At 40.6% G+C, this 16,933-nt stretch carries 18 protein-coding genes; 6 read left to right on the top strand and 12 right to left on the bottom strand.

Going from position 1 to position 16,933, the window contains the following annotated elements:
* Nucleotides 1-175 precede the first annotated feature (175 nt).
* Entirely contained in the window at nucleotides 176-1,099 is a 924-nt protein-coding gene (locus NPA43_RS07025) for a COX15/CtaA family protein (protein WP_099725969.1), read from the top strand.
* A 39-nt stretch (nucleotides 1,100-1,138) separates the two neighbouring features.
* Here the strand turns inward: NPA43_RS07025 and NPA43_RS07020 are convergent, their stop codons facing one another.
* The 5 genes from NPA43_RS07020 to glsA all read right to left on the bottom strand — a co-directional run bounded on the left by NPA43_RS07020 (nucleotide 1,139) and on the right by glsA (nucleotide 8,951).
* Entirely contained in the window at nucleotides 1,139-2,572 is a 1,434-nt protein-coding gene (locus NPA43_RS07020) for a cryptochrome/photolyase family protein (protein ID WP_256499526.1), read from the bottom strand.
* 98 nt (nucleotides 2,573-2,670) lie between these two features.
* On the bottom strand, nucleotides 2,671-6,117 hold the full coding sequence (gene pyc, locus NPA43_RS07015; protein WP_249705179.1) for a pyruvate carboxylase: 3,447 nt from the start codon (nucleotides 6,115-6,117) through the stop codon (nucleotides 2,671-2,673).
* Between the two features lie 79 nt (nucleotides 6,118-6,196).
* Nucleotides 6,197-7,408, bottom strand: a complete 1,212-nt coding sequence (gene ftsW / locus NPA43_RS07010; RefSeq protein ID WP_099725972.1) for a putative lipid II flippase FtsW — start codon at nucleotides 7,406-7,408, stop codon at nucleotides 6,197-6,199.
* 209 nt (nucleotides 7,409-7,617) lie between these two features.
* Nucleotides 7,618-7,899, bottom strand: a complete 282-nt coding sequence (locus tag NPA43_RS07005; protein WP_034318078.1) for an Fpa/YlaN family protein — start codon at nucleotides 7,897-7,899, stop codon at nucleotides 7,618-7,620.
* 122 nt (nucleotides 7,900-8,021) lie between these two features.
* Complete coding sequence (gene glsA, locus NPA43_RS07000; protein ID WP_230031438.1) at nucleotides 8,022-8,951, bottom strand: glutaminase A; 930 nt, start codon at nucleotides 8,949-8,951, stop codon at nucleotides 8,022-8,024.
* 120 nt (nucleotides 8,952-9,071) lie between these two features.
* Between glsA and NPA43_RS06995 the strand changes: the two genes are divergently transcribed.
* Nucleotides 9,072-9,554: a peptidyl-prolyl cis-trans isomerase gene (locus tag NPA43_RS06995; RefSeq protein WP_230031437.1), complete on the top strand. Its 483-nt coding sequence runs from the start codon at nucleotides 9,072-9,074 to the stop codon at nucleotides 9,552-9,554.
* 15 nt (nucleotides 9,555-9,569) lie between these two features.
* On the opposite strand, the gene NPA43_RS06990 is transcribed toward NPA43_RS06995, so the two are convergent.
* On the bottom strand, nucleotides 9,570-10,892 hold the full coding sequence (locus NPA43_RS06990) for a PhoH family protein (RefSeq protein WP_099725975.1): 1,323 nt from the start codon (nucleotides 10,890-10,892) through the stop codon (nucleotides 9,570-9,572).
* 140 nt (nucleotides 10,893-11,032) lie between these two features.
* Between NPA43_RS06990 and NPA43_RS06985 the strand changes: the two genes are divergently transcribed.
* Nucleotides 11,033-11,650, top strand: coding sequence for a YhcN/YlaJ family sporulation lipoprotein (locus NPA43_RS06985; protein ID WP_099725976.1), 618 nt, complete (start codon nucleotides 11,033-11,035; stop codon nucleotides 11,648-11,650).
* A gap of 103 nt (nucleotides 11,651-11,753) precedes the next feature.
* Nucleotides 11,754-11,984: a YlaI family protein gene (locus tag NPA43_RS06980; protein WP_012009835.1), complete on the top strand. Its 231-nt coding sequence runs from the start codon at nucleotides 11,754-11,756 to the stop codon at nucleotides 11,982-11,984.
* A gap of 30 nt (nucleotides 11,985-12,014) precedes the next feature.
* Here the strand turns inward: NPA43_RS06980 and NPA43_RS06975 are convergent, their stop codons facing one another.
* Together NPA43_RS06975 and typA are read right to left on the bottom strand one after the other, a co-directional pair.
* Entirely contained in the window at nucleotides 12,015-12,296 is a 282-nt protein-coding gene (locus tag NPA43_RS06975; RefSeq protein WP_044334035.1) for a YlaH-like family protein, read from the bottom strand.
* A 97-nt stretch (nucleotides 12,297-12,393) separates the two neighbouring features.
* The gene (typA, locus tag NPA43_RS06970; protein ID WP_034318093.1) at nucleotides 12,394-14,232 is read right to left on the bottom strand and encodes a translational GTPase TypA; all 1,839 of its coding nucleotides are present in this window, start codon (nucleotides 14,230-14,232) and stop codon (nucleotides 12,394-12,396) included.
* A 113-nt stretch (nucleotides 14,233-14,345) separates the two neighbouring features.
* On the opposite strand from typA, the gene NPA43_RS06965 reads away from it, so the two are divergent.
* Entirely contained in the window at nucleotides 14,346-14,525 is a 180-nt protein-coding gene (locus tag NPA43_RS06965; protein ID WP_099725978.1) for a DUF5325 family protein, read from the top strand.
* Nucleotides 14,526-14,800: 275 nt separating this feature from the next.
* Complete coding sequence (locus NPA43_RS06960; RefSeq protein ID WP_099725979.1) at nucleotides 14,801-15,436, top strand: hypothetical protein; 636 nt, start codon at nucleotides 14,801-14,803, stop codon at nucleotides 15,434-15,436.
* 39 nt (nucleotides 15,437-15,475) lie between these two features.
* Here NPA43_RS06960 and NPA43_RS06955 read toward each other — a convergent pair whose 3' ends face one another.
* From NPA43_RS06955 to NPA43_RS06940, 4 genes are read right to left on the bottom strand one after another with little or no spacing between them, the layout of a single operon-like run.
* Nucleotides 15,476-15,772, bottom strand: a complete 297-nt coding sequence (locus NPA43_RS06955; protein ID WP_256499525.1) for an anti-sigma factor family protein — start codon at nucleotides 15,770-15,772, stop codon at nucleotides 15,476-15,478.
* Nucleotides 15,769-16,287, bottom strand: coding sequence for a sigma-70 family RNA polymerase sigma factor (locus tag NPA43_RS06950; protein WP_256499661.1), 519 nt, complete (start codon nucleotides 16,285-16,287; stop codon nucleotides 15,769-15,771). Before NPA43_RS06950 ends, NPA43_RS06955 begins: the two co-directional genes overlap by 4 nt.
* A complete protein-coding gene (locus NPA43_RS06945) occupies nucleotides 16,287-16,550 on the bottom strand; it encodes a hypothetical protein (RefSeq protein WP_256499524.1) in 264 nt (87 codons plus the stop codon). Before NPA43_RS06945 ends, NPA43_RS06950 begins: the two co-directional genes overlap by 1 nt.
* Complete coding sequence (locus NPA43_RS06940; protein WP_256499523.1) at nucleotides 16,540-16,890, bottom strand: hypothetical protein; 351 nt, start codon at nucleotides 16,888-16,890, stop codon at nucleotides 16,540-16,542. Before NPA43_RS06940 ends, NPA43_RS06945 begins: the two co-directional genes overlap by 11 nt.
* Nucleotides 16,891-16,933: the final 43 nt, after the last annotated feature.

Below are 16,933 nucleotides of genomic sequence, written 5' to 3'. Positions count from 1 at the left end.
ACTGTCAAAGAAAGATCAAGCACTCTAAATCTGTAAACTTTGTGAACTAACATATCATTTTTTTGTGAACTTTGATGATTATGAATTGCAACAGAACACGCATTTGGCTTAAACTTGAGAGCATGTGAGGTTTTCATTTGTATCAGAAGTTTTTTAGAGAAGGTGAAATAATTTGATGAAATTTGCTTTAAGGCTATTGAGCGTTGTCACAACGTTTGTGATGCTGATCGTTCTGATTGGCGGTGCGCTCGTTACAAAAACCGGCTCGGGTCTTGGCTGCGGCCGGCAGTGGCCCCTTTGCCACGGTCGTTTCTTTCCTGAAATGAACCCTGCTTCCATCATCGAATGGAGTCACCGCATGTCAACAGGGGTTTCCACGATTCTTGTACTGGCACTGGCGATCTTATGCTGGAAAAAAATTAGTCCAGTATTCCGTGAAACCAAATTCTTGGTCATCATGTCCATTATATTTTTACTGCTTCAAGCGCTGTTAGGGGCACTCGCTGTTGTGTTTGGTTCGAACGCACTTGTCATGGCACTGCACTTCGGTATTTCACTGATTTCTTTTGCTTCAATCTTACTGCTTGCCCTTCTTGTGTTTGAGGCAACCAGATCTGAAACAAAGCTTGTGAAGCCGCTTCATATCGGAAAAAGAATGCAGTTCCATATTTATGGCCTGATCACATATACGTATATCGTGGTGTATACGGGTGCTTATGTGAGACATACAAAATCAAGCCTTGCTTGTTCTGTCTTCCCATTTTGTTCAAAAGACGGCGCACTTCCAGCGTACTTTAATCAGTGGGTCCAAATGTCTCACCGAGCAGCAGCACTTCTTTTATTCGTATGGATATTTGTCGCTATGTTCCATGCCATTAAACATTATAAAGATCAGAAGCAGTTGTATTACGGATGGATCATTTCAGCCATTCTGATTACACTTCAAGCGATTTCAGGTGTGATGTCTGTTTATTCTCACCTTGCACTTGGTTATGCGCTTGCTCATTCATTCTTTATTTCTTGTTTGTTTGGAGTACTATGCTACTTCTGCTTACTCATTGCACGGTTTAAATATGAAAGCAAAGAGCCATTTAGATAAAAGTTTGTATCCCCTTTCCATGCGGAAAGGGGATTTCTTTTATTGTTGTTTTGCTTTTTCAAATAGCGAAATGGCTTTTTTGCGTCTTTCTTGATGATCGACTGTTGGCAGTGGGTATGCATCCCCTAGCACACATCCCGATTTCATTTGTTCATCAATCGGCATTTTACTTGGTTCATGAATCCATTTTTCTTCGACATGTTTTAGTTCAGGTACATATCTTCTGATAAATTCCCCGGTTGGATCAAACCGTTTCGATTGGGTCGTTGGATTAAAAATACGAAAGTAAGGAACAGCATCCGTTCCGACAGAGGCTGCCCACTGAAATCCCCCGATATTTGAAGCCTCATCATAATCCACGAGTTTTTTTGCGAAATACGCTTCGCCTTTTCTCCAATCAATCAAATAATCCTTTGTTAAAAATGAAGCAGTCACCATTCGCAAGCGGTTATGCATCCAGCCTTCTTCATTTAATTGCCTCATCCCTGCATCAACGAGCGGAAACCCTGTTTCACCTTTACACCAAGCTTCAAAAAGCATCTCATCTTCATTCCATTTCATCCCTTGAAATGCAGAATTGATTTCCTTTTCTTTCATCTCTGGATAGTGCGCAAAAATCATATGATAAAAATCACGCCACGCCAGCTCTTTGATAAAGGTTTCCCGGCCCTCGTCTTCATAAAGTGTTTCTTCATTGATAGCATGAAAGATCGTCCGGATAGAAATGGTTCCTGTTTTTAAGAACCGCGATAGTTTACTCGTTCCAAAAACAGACGGAATATCCCGTTTCTCATGATAACGCGTCAGTCTTTTTTGGATAAAGGTGTGCAGAGTGTTTATTGCTTTGTCTGAACCAATTTGATCAAATTTCCTTGAGGATCCCTTGATGATGCCTCGTAGCTTTTTATCCCCTTTTTGCGAAAGTGACTCGTCACAAATCGTATGCTCACTACTGAAAAATGATTTGTCAACTTTTATCACAGGCTGCTTCTCTTGCTTCCGCCATGATTGATAGTATGGAGTGAACACTTGATAATGAGACCCATCCGCTTTTAAAATGTCTCTCGCCCCATGAAGGTGTGTATCTTGCCACTTTGATACATGAATGCCCTTCTTTTCTAAAAAATCGGTTACTTGCTGGTCACGCCTTTGGCCGATACCCACTTCATCTTCATTAAAAAAGACGGCTTTGATGTCATACACATCCATGACCTGCTGAAAGGCGCGCAGGACATCATCATGGAGAAGGTGAACATACATTTGAGATTCTCTCGCTTCCTTGACGAAATGCGCCAAGTTTTGAAAGAAATGTTCGTTGTTTATATCCAGTTCCATTTCAGTAAAAAATGGATCTAGATGATAAAGAGCCAATAATTTATACTCGTGTTTTTTTGCATATGTAATCGCTTTTGATAAGGCGATATGATCATCCAATCGCATATCTCGGCGAAACCAAATCACGACAATTTCCAACTTTCTTCACCTCACTCTATAGTGTAATCACTCTCGCAGGCTGCTGCACATTTTAATGCGCTCAAAAAAGACACATCACGATGGATGTGTCTCCCTTATTATTCAGGCTTTAAGACAATCAGCAGATCACCGGTTTGAATCGGTTCTCCATTCGTAACATGAATTTCATCTACGACCGCAGAAAATGGTGCTTGAACGGTTGTTTCCATTTTCATGGCTTCATTGATCATCAAATGCTCACCTTGCGAGATTTTCTGCCCTTTTTCAACAAGCACTTTGATTACGGTGCCTGGCATCGATGCGGCAATGTGATTTGGATTTGAGCGATCCGCCTTCATTTTTTCTTGAACGGAGGATTTGATGCTTTCATCCTTAATCACTACTTCACGCGGCTGACCATTTAGCTCAAAGTAAAGAACTCTTGTGGCATCTGGATTCGGTTCTCCAATTGACACGAGTTTAACAATGAGGGTTTTTCCTTTTTCAATTTCCACCTCAATCTCTTCACCAAGTCTCATCCCATAGAAAAACGTCGGTGTGTCAAGAACAGAGATGTCACCATAGCTTTCTGCTGTTTGGACAAATTCAGAAAAGACTTTCGGATATAAGGCATACGCAATCGCATCTTGTTCTGTCAACGTCAGGTCATGTGATTCTTTGAATTGTTTTTTAATTTCTTCAAAGTCCACTGGCTCTAACTTCTCACCTGGTCTGACAGTCAGCGGTTCTTCCCCTTTTAAAATCAGCTTTTGCAGTTTTTCTGGGAATCCGCCATGCGGCTGACCTAAGTAGCCTTTAAATAATTCAACAACAGAATCCGGGAAGTCCAGTGTTGCTCCTTTTTCATAGACATCCTCTTCTGTTAGATCATTTTGCACCATATAAAGTGCCATATCTCCGACCACTTTAGAGGATGGTGTAACCTTTACAATATCACCAAACATGTCATTCACACGTCTGTACATTTCCTTTACTTCATTCCAGCGGTCGTCAAGACCTACACCTTTGGCCTGCTGCTGTAAGTTACTATACTGACCGCCAGGCATTTCATGCTCATAAATTTCTGTATGCGGCGAATTCATGCCGCTTTCGAACTCATGATAGTATTTTCTGACGGAATCCCAGTATTGAGAAAGACGTTCTAAAGCTTTGACGTTCATTTCTGGCTTTCTTTCATGACCATCTAAAGCATAGTATAATGAGCTCGCACTTGGCTGCGATGTGAGCCCCGCCATAGAGCTGACGGCAACATCAACAATATCAACACCTGCATCGATCGCTCTTGCATAGGTGAACAGTCCATTTCCACTCGTGTCATGCGTATGAAGATGAATTGGGATGGTCAGCTCATCTTTTAAAGCAGATACAAGCTCGTAAGCTGCCTGCGGTTTTAATAATCCCGCCATATCTTTAATGCCTAAAATATGAGCGCCTGCGAATTCAAGTTCCTTCGCAAGAGATACATAGTATTTAAGGTCATATTTCGGACGAGATGGATCAAGAATATCCCCCGTATAACAAATGGCTGCCTCAGCCACTTTGCCTGATTCGCGAACAGAATCAATGGCAAGCGTCATGCCTTTGACCCAGTTTAAGCTATCAAAAATACGGAACACGTCAATGCCCGCCTCAGCCGATTCCTTGACAAATGCTTTAATCACATTATCCGCATAGTTTGTATAGCCGACAGCGTTTGATGATCTTAAAAGCATTTGGAACAGCGTGTTCGGAACTTCTTGACGAAGCTCTTTCAGTCTTTCCCAAGGATCTTCTTTTAAGAAACGATACGCAACATCAAATGTAGCGCCGCCCCACATTTCCATACTGAATAGCTCTGGCCATAACCCTGCTGTTGGCTGGGCAATTTTCTTCAAGTCATTTGTTCTGAAGCGTGTCGCAAGCAAAGACTGATGCGCATCTCTAAAGGTTGTATCTGTTAAAAGAACATCGCTTTGTTCTTTTACCCAATTGGCGAGCCCCTCAGGTCCATGCATATCTAACAACTGTTTTGTCCCAGCCGGAACCTCTTCATGGACAGGAAGCTTCGGTACATTTGGTCTATCAAAATGAGGCTTCTTTTTCTCAGCGATACCAGGGAACCCATTAATGGTCACGTTACCAATATAAGTCAACATCTTTGTTCCGCGGTCTTTTTGTTTAGGGAAATTAAATAGCTCTGGTGATGAATCGATAAACGACGTATCGTATTCCCCTTTTAGAAACTTCTCATGCTTTGCCACGTTTTCAAGAAATGGGATATTCGTTTTAATGCCGCGAATCCTGAATTCTTGTAAATTACGGACCATTTTAGCAGCAGCCTGATCAAATGTGAGCGCCCATGTGGACAGCTTGACCAATAATGAATCGTAATAAGATGTAATGACCGCACCTTGGAAGCTGTTCCCAGCATCTAAGCGTACACCAAATCCCCCGCCTGAACGGTAGGCCATAATTTTTCCTGTGTCCGGCATAAAGTTATTCAAAGGATCTTCTGTCGTGACCCTTGATTGAATGGCAAATCCATGTGTGAAGATGCCTTCTTGCTTTGGTATTCCGACTTCATTGCTATGGAGATCATGACCCTTTGCGACAAGAATTTGGGTTTGTACGATATCGACACCTGTGATCATTTCTGTGATCGTGTGTTCCACCTGTACCCTAGGATTGACTTCAATAAAATAAAACTCACCATTTGCGACTAGAAATTCTACAGTCCCAGCGTTAATATACGACACATTTCGAGCCAGCTTAACAGCCGCTTCGCAGATGTCTTCACGTAATTGATCTGTAAGAGACACACTTGGCGCAACTTCTATGACCTTTTGGTGACGCCTTTGGACAGAGCAGTCACGCTCATATAAATGAATGATATTGCCGTGATTGTCACCAATCACCTGCACTTCAATATGTTTCGGATTTTCAATCAGTTTCTCAACGTATACTTCGTCATTTCCAAAAGCAGCTTTCGCCTCTGACTTTGCACGGTCATAGCCTTCATTCAGCTCCTCTTTTGATCTGACAATCCGCATACCTCGGCCGCCGCCGCCAAGTGAAGCTTTAATAATAAACGGGTAACCGTATTCTTCACCGAATTTTTCGACTTCTTTGACCGAATCAACTGGCCCGTCACTTCCTGGAATGACTGGAATTCCAGCTTTTTTCGCTTCATCTCTCGCCTTTACTTTATCTCCAAACATATCTAAATGCTGAGAAGTTGGACCGATAAATTGAATGCCTTCCTCTTCGCATCGTCTTGCAAAATGAATGTTTTCGGATAAAAATCCGTACCCTGGATGAATCGCATCCACTTCATTTCGTTTTGCAATTTCGATGATCCCCTCGATATCAAGGTAGGCATCAATCGGTTTTTTCCCTTCTCCAACTAGATATGCTTCATCTGCTTTATAGCGATGATAAGAGCCCGAGTCTTCTTTGGAGTAAATGGCCACTGTACGTAAATTAAGCTCTGTACAGGCCCTGAAGACTCTGATAGCAATTTCCCCTCTGTTTGCAACTAGAACCTTTTGAATTGTTCTCTGTGACATTCTCACTCCTCCATATCCCTTAAAATTTTATATGTACTCTATAATAAAGGAAGAAATGAAAACTGTACACTTTTGTTTTCTAAAGATTCAAAGTTTTCTGCAATCCATTTTTTTGAAGCGATGGTTTACTGATTGATTTTTTCTTTTTATAACGCTCTTTATATTCAGTGAACATACTGATATTCAGCAGTATTCCCATACATCCGCTTAATAAAATGATGGACGATCCCCCGTAGCTGATAAACGGAAGTGTCACCCCAGTGATTGGAATAAGACCTGAAACACCACCCAAATTGATACATGTTTGGATCGCAATCATCGAGGAAATTCCTATTGCAAGCAAACTTCCAAACGGATCCTCACACTTTCTCGCAATATAAAAACCTTTCACGACGATGAAGCCAAGCAGAGCTAGAACAAAAAATACACCGAAAAAGCCAAGCTCTTCCGAGATGATCGCCATGATAAAATCTGTATGCGGCTCTGGAAGATACCCATACTTTTGGACACTCTCTCCAAGTCCAAGACCAAAAAAACCACCTGATCCAATCGCATAATATGAATTAATCAATTGATGCCCAGTGGCGCCTGCATCTTTAAATGGATCTTGGAAACTTTCAAAACGTCCGAGACGATTTTGTGTGAAAATTTTATCCCAAAACAGCATAATAAACGGTGTCACGATAACCATCACCGCACTAAATAGTGCTAACAGCTTCGCAAGCGTTTTACCGCTAAAGCCTGAGCATAAAATCATCGCAAGGGCAATCATGCCTATGATAAAGGCTGTCCCATAGTCTGGCTGCAAAATGATGAAGCCGCATAAGATGGAGACAATCACGATTGGAGGAGTGACTCCTCTTAAAATATGATCAATATAATGCTGCTTTTTTGCATACACAGCAGCAAGATAGATGATGACGACAATCTTCACAAATTCTGCTGGCTGAAGACTAAAAGGTCCTAATTTAATCCAGCTTCTAGCATTCCCTGCAATGTGACCGCCAAAGTACACATAGATGAGTGAAAAAACAGAAAGCAGCAGCATACCGATCTGGAATTTTTTATTTGAAAACAGCTGATACGGAACCAGGGCTGCAAAGATCAAGATGACCGCCCCAACAATCATAAATAAAAGCTGTTTCTTAAAAAAATTATCTGGCGCGGCATCATATCTGATGACAGATGTTATCATACTTGAGCTATACACCATCACCAAACCGAATGCGCTAATGAATATAATGGCGAACAATAATGAGTAGTCATACGATTTTAGCATTCTCTTTAACATATAATCCTCTTCCTAACGTCTGTTTCTTCTGCTTGATATCCTCTTAGCTGTTCTTATTCTACTACATTTTCTCCGTTTGATCCCGTTTTACCTCTTTTATATTGTTCGTCATTCATGAAAGAATCAAGTCCGTTTCTTCTCAAACAATCAAAAGAAATGGAGGACAAAAAAACTCAAACTTATGTTGTGGAAGTTTGAGTTTTCAATCATTATTTTTTTGTGAACGCATCATGAAGTGCGGAAAGCTCTCTCTCAAGTTTATCGAGTAGTTTCTTGCCTTCATGTTGATCAACTAATCCAAGTCGGACAGCAAAATCAATTTCTCTCGATAATCCGAACATTTGAGTATCTAAAACCTCTTCATAAAGAGGACATTGCGGCATCGTTAAGTTGTCCATTTGCACTTGGATCAATTTTAAAATTTTATCTGCATCCAATTTTAATAAAGACAGTGCTTTTTGCCGATGATCGACTAAAATTTCTGACGCCAAAAGTATCCCTCCGTTCCCCAGGCGAGTACCTAATTCTTCTATTTATCATAAAGCGAAACGCCCAAAATTGCAAGCAGATTTGTACAGTTCGCTTTGTAAAAATAAAAAGAAGGCATGAGTTGTTAAAAGATACTCATTTCATATTTTTCACTCATGAGCTCAAGCAGCTTAATACCAGCAATACTATTCCCTTTCTCATCCAGCGCAGGCCCGAAGATGCCAATCCCAAAATCATATGGCGCTGCCCCCATAATCCCGCCGGAGACACCGCTTTTGGCAGGAATCCCGATATTAATGGCAAATTCTCCGCTTGCATTGTACATTCCGCAAGTCACCATAAAGGTTTTACAAATTCTAGCGACATCTTTTGAAAGGATCTGCTTCCCCGTCTCTGGATGCCTGCCGTCTAATGAAAAAACACAAGCGATTTTCGCCAAATCCAAGCTGTTCATCATGATGGCACATTGTTTCGTATAGACGTCCATGACCTCTTCTACATTCCCTCTAATAATATGATATTGCTTCATGTAATAGCACATGGCGCGGTTAATCATCGATGTCTCAAATTCGGAAGCAGCTGTGTCTTTGCAGTATGTAATGCTTGTGTCATTTGCAAGCTCTCTAATAAAAGCAAGTAGTCGGTTGAGCTGATCTTGCGGCGTCGCACCTTTTATTAAACTTGTGACTGCGAGCGCTCCTGCATTAATCATTGGATTCAGCGGCTTATTCGGGCTTGCTGTTTCAAGTTTAATCATCGAATTAAATGGATCGCCTGTTGGTTCCTGCCCAACAAATTGAAATACTTTTTTTGGCCCTTCTTCTGAAAGCACGAGCGCAAGTGCTAATACTTTTGAAATACTTTGAAGGGTAAAGCGTTTATCTACATCTCCCGCCGAGTGGCATGTATTACTCACATGATAAACAGCCACAGATAAATCTGTCTGATCCGCTTTACCGAGAGCGGGAATATAGGATGCTACTTTGCCATTTTTGGCGACTTTTTTTGCTTCTTCTACAATTCGCTGAAGCTCTTCATTGTCACGACACGCCATACCCAAAATCCTCCCTATCTTTCATGTAAGGTTAGTGTGTACAAAAAGAAGCATGTTTATGAAAGTGACAAAGCGGGCGAAAACTTCTATAATTTATGATGGAAAGGGGTTGTCTTGAACATGAGCATTATTCAAATTAAGGGGAACGTACGGTACAAGATCACCATTGATCCAAGTGTGTGGATTTTTGATGACCGCAAATTTTTAATGGATTCATTTTTTGAGAAAAGCGCAGCAAGTGAAGAGAATCAGCTTGATCAGGAGCTTGACCAAGAGCGGGTCATAAGAGAAGGTCAAACACTTCCACCCACTTTAAAAACAGAGAAGAAGTACGAAAAAGAAAGACTCGTCACAGGCAGCTTCGGTATGAAGCTTGGCGACATGCTGAAAAATGCAGAACCGCTTGATGCGGCGGCAACGTGTGAATTTGTCACAGAAACGGAAACAATTGCTGTGCCGCTTTCTAAGGCAATGGAAAGCATTGCTCATTTCAGCCAAAATGGAAAGCCTATTACAGAAGAAGGACCAATCCACGTTTATTTCGAGGATCAGTCCAACTTAACTCGGCCGATTAAAGGTGTAAAAGAGCTAATCATTACATAAGATAGAGGATCTGGACTATAATAAATCAGCTGCAAGCTGTGCAAGTCCAGATCTTTCTCCTTTGACAAGCTTGACATGTCCAGATATTTGTTGCCCTTTGAAACGCTCAATGACATACGTAAGCCCATTATTTAAGCTATCTAAATAAGGATGATCAATCTGCTCTGGATCCCCCATCAGCACAATTTTACTTCCCTCTCCAACTCGCGTTAATAATGTTTTCACTTCGTGTTTTGTTAAATTTTGCGCCTCATCAATGATGATAAATTGATCAGGTATACTTCTTCCACGGATATACGTTAAAGCTTCCACTTGAATCGAACCAATACCCGCTAAGATCGCATCAAGTTCTCCAGGTTTTTTTGTATTAAATAAAAATTCTAAATTGTCATAGATCGGCTGCATCCACGGCCTGAGCTTTTCTTCCTTCTCGCCTGGCAAGTAGCCTAAATCCTTACCAACAGGCACAATTGAGCGGGCCACGATGAGCTTTTTAAACATGCCGAAATCCTCTGTTTGCATCAATCCAGCAGCAAGTGCAAGCAATGTTTTGCCTGTCCCCGCTTTTCCGATGAGCGTCACGAGCGGGATATCACGCCGTAAAAGTAGCTCTAGCGCCATTGTCTGCTGGACATTTTTCGGGCGGATTCCCCAAATATGTTCTTGATCATAAATAAGACGCTTGACGAGCTCTCCTTTTTGATCAAGCATTCCTATAGCAGACCCCCCTTCATTTCCCTTCATAATGACGAATTGATGAGGGTTTAACGAGGCATTGGTGACGTCTTTTACGTGTAGCTGATTTTGCTTATAAAATGCATTCAACTGCTCAGTCGGAATATAGAGCTCGTGGTAGCCATTATCAATGTCTTCATTTTGCAGCACACGATCACTTAAGAAATCCTCTGCTTGCAGCCCAATAGCATCTGCCTTCACTCGCACTAAGACATCCTTGCTGACTAAAATGACAGGCCGCCCATGAGGCTTTGTTTCTTCCTCTAAGCTCAAATTCTTCGCGACAGCCAAAATCCGATTATCGTTCGTTTTTTCAATGAAAATTTCTTGAAGCTCATGGAAAGAGCGGTGATTCAGTTCAATGCGCAGCGTCCCTTTTGACTCTAGCGTAATTTTTTCATGCAGTTTCCCTTTCGATCTCAAACCGTCGATTAAACGTGAAACGCGCCGAGCATTTTGCCCAACCTCGTCCATATATCTCTTTTTAGAGTCTACTTCTTCTAACACAACGGCCGGAATGACGACCTCGTTGTCTTCAAATGAAAAGATTGAATTCGGATCCTGTAATAACACATTCGTGTCTAATACATAAATTTTACTCAGGTCCTTCGCCTCCTGATCGGGGTTTCATTCATCCTTGTCTTTCCCAAAACGATTGTTAAAATATATGTTTTCATGAATAAAGTTAGAAGGTTAATTCAACAATAAAATAAATCATGCAGTTTGTGAAGGAGGGAATACACATGCGACTATTTGTTACATTATTCATGATTCATACCATTTTTCTGTTGGGCGCTTGCCAGCAGCAGGAAAAGCCAGAGGCTTTGGACAAGCAAGATGGACGCCAGCATTTAGTACGGGTGTCAGACTCAACCAAGAAAAATACCGATCAAGCCCGCCCATCAACAGATGTTGCGCAGCATCTTGTCAATGTGACCGAGCACGTAGCAGATGTAAATGATGCAACGGCTATCGTTATCGGCCGCTATGCTGTTGTTGGCATTGATGTAAAAGATGATTTAGATAGAAGCAAAGTCGAAACCATTAAATATTCAGTCGCAAAAGCGCTGAAAAATGACCCAGAGGGTGCGAATGCTGTTGTGGTCGCTGACCCAGATACAGTCAGCCGTTTAAAAGAAATGGGCAAAGAAATTCAAGCAGGCCGTCCTGTAAGTGGTATTATGGATGAACTAGCTGCCATTGTCGGACGTGTGATGCCAGAGATGCCGCGAAATGAAATCGATCGTAGCGAAAAGGACCCGACAAATGATCCGAATGATCAGCTCAAACAAAACGATCAAAAGCAGTTAGACAAAAATCAAAACGATCAATCAAACCATCATATGAATCAGAAGAAATAATGAGAAAGGCTTATATCTCCTGTGATATAAGCCTTTTACTACGCTGCTTTCAAGTGGTCCAGAAAACATGCTATAATGAATGTAATAAAGTGAGGTGAAAATGATGAGAGTGAAGTGCTCATTATGTGAAAAGCTTGAAACCATTGATGATGATACACTCGTTGCTAAGCGGTTAAGAAATCGACCGATTCATACATATATGTGCGATGACTGCCAAGAAAGAATTAAAGTAAAGACAGAAGCACGCATCAAAACTGGCAGATTCTCTCTTTATCAAGATCCTGCGACGAAAGAGAAAAAGAAGAAAAAAGGAAAAAAAGAACAAAAAACATAAAAAAAGACCTGACACATGTTCAGGTCTTTTTTACGTATTTACTGTTCCTTCTTTTTTCGCACGATGCAGCCGTATTTTATAAATAATCAAAATGGCAGCTGCCACGACCAGGCCTTCCGCTACTGGCAAGAAGATTCCTAGAAATGTGAGAAACGTACAGCCAAAAATCAAAAACAAATAAATCACGAGCGCTTTTAAAATCGGTAAACGTCTAGCAAAGCCGAGCTTAAAAACAATAATCGCTAAAACAAGGATGGTGCCATATAGGAGCCACATCCCTGTTTGCGGATTTTCATCGACACGAAACAGCATCGCGAAAAAGGATAGATTCTCACTTACTTCCTGATCATTCAAAAAGATTCCCTCCCCTTATCTTTCAGGGTTCTATCTTTGTTAATTCTTCATGGAATTATGATAATCCTGCTAGCTTTTTCTTCTTCGCCGCTTTCTCACGTTCGTTTTTATCTAAAATTTTCTTTCTTAGACGAATGGATTCTGGTGTAACCTCACAGTATTCGTCTTCATTAAGGTACTCAAGAGATTCCTCAAGTGACATAATACGTGGTTTTTTCATACTAACCGTTTGATCTTTTGTCGCTGAACGTACGTTCGTTTGTTGTTTCATACGGCTAACGTTGACAACAAGGTCGTTCTCACGGTTATGCTCACCAACAATCATTCCTTGATACACTTCAGTACCCGGCTCAACAAAAATCACACCGCGCTCTTCAACGCCTTGGATTCCGTAAGAAGTTGCTTTGCCTGTTTCCATTGAAACAAGTACACCTTGACGGCGTCCGCCAACTTGACCAGACTGCATCGGCTGATAGCTGTCAAACGTATGGTTCAGAATACCAAAACCACGAGTTAATGAAAGAAATTCAGTTGTATATCCGATTAAACCACGTGATGGTACTGTAAAGATCAGGCGAACTTGACCGTTACCATTGTTGATCATGTCAATCATGTCACCTTTTCTTGCGCCCATTGATTCCATGATAGAGCCAGTGTGCTCTTCTGGTACATCAATTTGAACGCGTTCTACAGGCTCACATCGAACACCATCCACTTCTTTTACAATAACTTCTGGCTTCGATACTTGTAATTCAAACCCTTCACGTCTCATATTCTCAATCAGAATCGATAAGTGAAGCTCCCCGCGTCCAGATACAACCCAAGCATCAGGTGAATCAGTTGGATCCACGCGAAGACTTACGTCTGTTTGAAGCTGCTGCTCTAAACGCTCTTCTATTTTACGTGAAGTCACGTATTTCCCTTCACGGCCTGCAAATGGGCTGTTATTGACAACAAACGTCATTTGAAGTGTCGGCTCATCAATACGAAGGATTGGCAGTGCCTCTTGGTGTTCTACCGGACAAACTGTTTCACCTACGTTGATGTCTTCCATACCAGATACAGCGACAAGATCTCCAGCTTTCGCTTCATTGATTTCCACTCGTTTTAACCCTTGGAAACCAAAAATCTTTGTCACACGGAATTGTTTCACACTGCCATCAACTTTCATCAGGGCCACTTGCTGTCCTACTTGCATTGTTCCTCTGAATACACGGCCGATTCCAATTCTTCCAACATAATCATTGTAATCAAGTAGCGCCACTTGGAATTGAAGCGGCTCTTCATGGTTATCAATTGGGCTTGGAATATGGTTGACAATTGCTTCAAACAAAGATTCCATGTTTTCATCTTGCTTGCTCGCATCATTACTTGCCGTACCATTGATTGCTGATGCATACACAACTGGGAATTCAAGCTGTTCTTCTGTTGCATCCAATTCAATGAACAAGTCAATGACTTCATCGACTACTTCAGCCGGACGAGCAAAGTCGCGGTCAATTTTATTGACAACAACAATTGGTGTTAAGTTTTGCTCAAGTGCTTTTTTCAGCACAAATCGTGTTTGAGGCATACAGCCTTCATAAGCGTCCACCACGAGAAGTACACCATCTACCATTTTCATGATACGCTCAACCTCACCACCGAAATCGGCGTGTCCTGGTGTATCTAAAATATTAATGCGTGTATCTTTATAATGGATCGCAGTATTTTTAGCTAAAATCGTAATACCACGCTCTCGCTCTAAATCATTTGAATCCATGGCTCTCTCAGCGATATTTTCATTCGCACGGAAAGTACCAGCTTGATGGAGCAATTGGTCAACAAGCGTCGTTTTACCATGGTCAACGTGGGCAATAATTGCGATGTTGCGAAGATCTTTTCGAAGTTTCACATTTTCATCTCCTAAAATAATTAGATAACTTTCATATTATATCACAATCCCCTTTAAAATCCGATCGTTTTTCTGTAAACTTATATTAACTCTAAAAAAAGGGATGGAGACAAATGAAACAAATCAAATGGCTTCTATTATTATGTGCATTACTTGCAGTCGTCAGTATGGCGTTTATTGGGGTATCTGTTGCAGAAAAAAGCATACTGGGAACATGCCTTAGTATCGTGTTCGCCTTAATTTTCATGGGTACAGGATTTACATTAAAAAGAAAATTAAACGTGCAATCATAAATTTTTTCAAAAGCCTTTTACATTCTACATGTAGAAGGCTTTTTATTTTGAGCAAAAACAAGACCAACCACCCATGAAAAACCGAGTAATCAGACTGAAAATAGCATATAGACTTGGCAAATATAAGCAATCTGAACCTCTCTATTTTTCGACAAGAACTTTTATAGTTCTCCAAAATCAAACACAAAGTTACATTTTTCCTATTCTTCCACAAACTTTCTCATGGTATGCTGTTCTTGCAACAAAATTTAACAGAAAAGGGAGAGAAAAGAAGCATGAAGAAGTTTTTGAGCAAATCGCTCAGCTCTGTTGTATTTTTCGCTTTAGCTATCATTCTTACTTTCACAACAGTAGCTCCTGGGCAAGCAAGCGCTGCAACTTTCAAAGGGATTCCTTTTGAGCAGCAACAAATTATTAAAGATTTATTGGAGAAAAACGAGCGTGTCATCAACATTCTCATCAATTCATTTGTTGAGGAAGACAACAGCTACACATTCGATGTGAAAAAAGCGATTGAGCTCGGTTTGACTGAAGAAGAAGCGGCGACTGCTGAGAAATTCTTAGATCGCGCAGCTGTTCTTACAATCGTTTTCAGTGAAAGCATCACTAAAAACGAAAAAGGAAAATTAGTTTTTGATGCAGAAAAAGCGATTGAACTTGGTCTTACTAAAGAAGAAGCAACTAAATTCGAAAAGCTTTTCAAATCAGTGATCAGAATTGCTGATCTTGCTGGTGATGCACTTGTTCTAGACAAAAAAGGAAACGTTGTAATTGATTCAAAAATCGCAAAAGGTCTTGGATTCAAATCTACTGAATTACTTATTTTCAACCAATTGCTTAAGAAAATTCCTCAAGAGCAATTAAAAACTTTCTATGATGCAGTTCAACTTGCAAAAGAAAAATTAAACTAAGCTCGAAAACCCCCACCTGGTTCGTCCAGATGGGGGTTTTTATTTCAGCCAATATAGAATGATCATGATGACATACACTACACTAAACACGATACTCGCTCGACATAAGAGCTTTCCATAGTAGCGCTTCTCGAATTTTCTTTTTTCTTCCTTTTCATTTAAATATGGGATGGGGTCCGGTGTCTTCATGAGAGAAATTGGCTCTTTCATTTCTTGATAAAGATGACGGCAACTCTCGCAGGAATGTAAGTGCTCGGCTACTATTTTATTTGTTTCTGTACTCGTGTCCCCCTCTATATAAAGTGGTAACAATTCTTCGATCAAATAACAGCTCATTTATTGAACTCCTCACAATGTAGCATTCGCTTCAGCTCTAATCTGGCTCGATGAAGGGTTGTTTTGACTTTAGATAAAGTCCAATTCAAAATTTCAGCTACTTCTTCATATGACAATTCCTGAATATCTCTTAAAATGAGGACTTCCCTGTAAGAATCCTTCAGTTGATTGATATGATGCCACAGCCTTTGAATGTCAGCTTGTGTTTCTATGTGGTCTTCTGGTGTGATGAAAGTCTGCTGCTCTAAGTAATCAACATCCTCTACATCTGTAAATGACTGTTTTACTTTTCGGCGATAGTCATTGACAAAAGTGTGATAAGCAATGGTATAAAGCCATGTTTTAATACTAGAATGTCCTTTAAAAGAGGATAATCCATGTAGCGCCTTCATAAATACATCCTGCGCTAGATCCTTGGCCGTTTCCATATTTCCTGTCCGGCGATATAAATATTTGGTGATTTCCTGAAAATACTCTTCATATATTTTTTCAATTTGATCGGCTGGTCTAGACATTAAAAATAAAACCACACAGTCATCCAAATAGATAAGACGATAAAAAAGAGATATAACGAGTAAATAAACCCCTTCATACGTTTTAACTCGTTATCGTCATTCTGATCCTCAGTCAGTGCTGAAGACTGATCATTTCCTATGAAAGAATGCTGAAATTGCTGTTCATGTCTCTTCATCCAGCTGGCTGCCTCTTCTCCCAGCTCCCCTTCTTGATATAATTCAAATAAGTCTTGAAAGATGGCTTGCTTTTCTTTATCTGTCAAAACGGTGCACCTCTTTTGTTCGTCCATTTACTTCATAGATTTTACGCTCATTTAGTCCGAATGTTTGAATGATGACAAGCCATGAAATGTTCATTTCTCCTTCTTGGTTGATCATTCTCACTGGTTTTATTTGTTTTTTATAGATCGTATATGGTTTATACTTTTTTAGTACTTGCTGATAGACTTCATCACGTTCTTGATTAGATACCGTATGAGGCAAAGAAGAAGCTGATTGCCAATTCAACTCAATTCCATCAGTATCTCTATAAATATTCAGTAACTGAGAAGCTCGGTCAAATGTATACTGTTTGTGTTCACCAGACCCTGTTTTTCTCCTCACGTCTTTTGGGTTTTCCCCTATGATCTTTAACAAATCTTCATCG

It is taken from the genome of Bacillus pumilus, assembly GCF_024498355.1.
Classification (GTDB): domain Bacteria; phylum Bacillota; class Bacilli; order Bacillales; family Bacillaceae; genus Bacillus; species Bacillus pumilus_P.
Note: the sequence above shows the minus strand (reverse complement) of the source record. Positions and strands in the feature narration are given on the sequence as shown.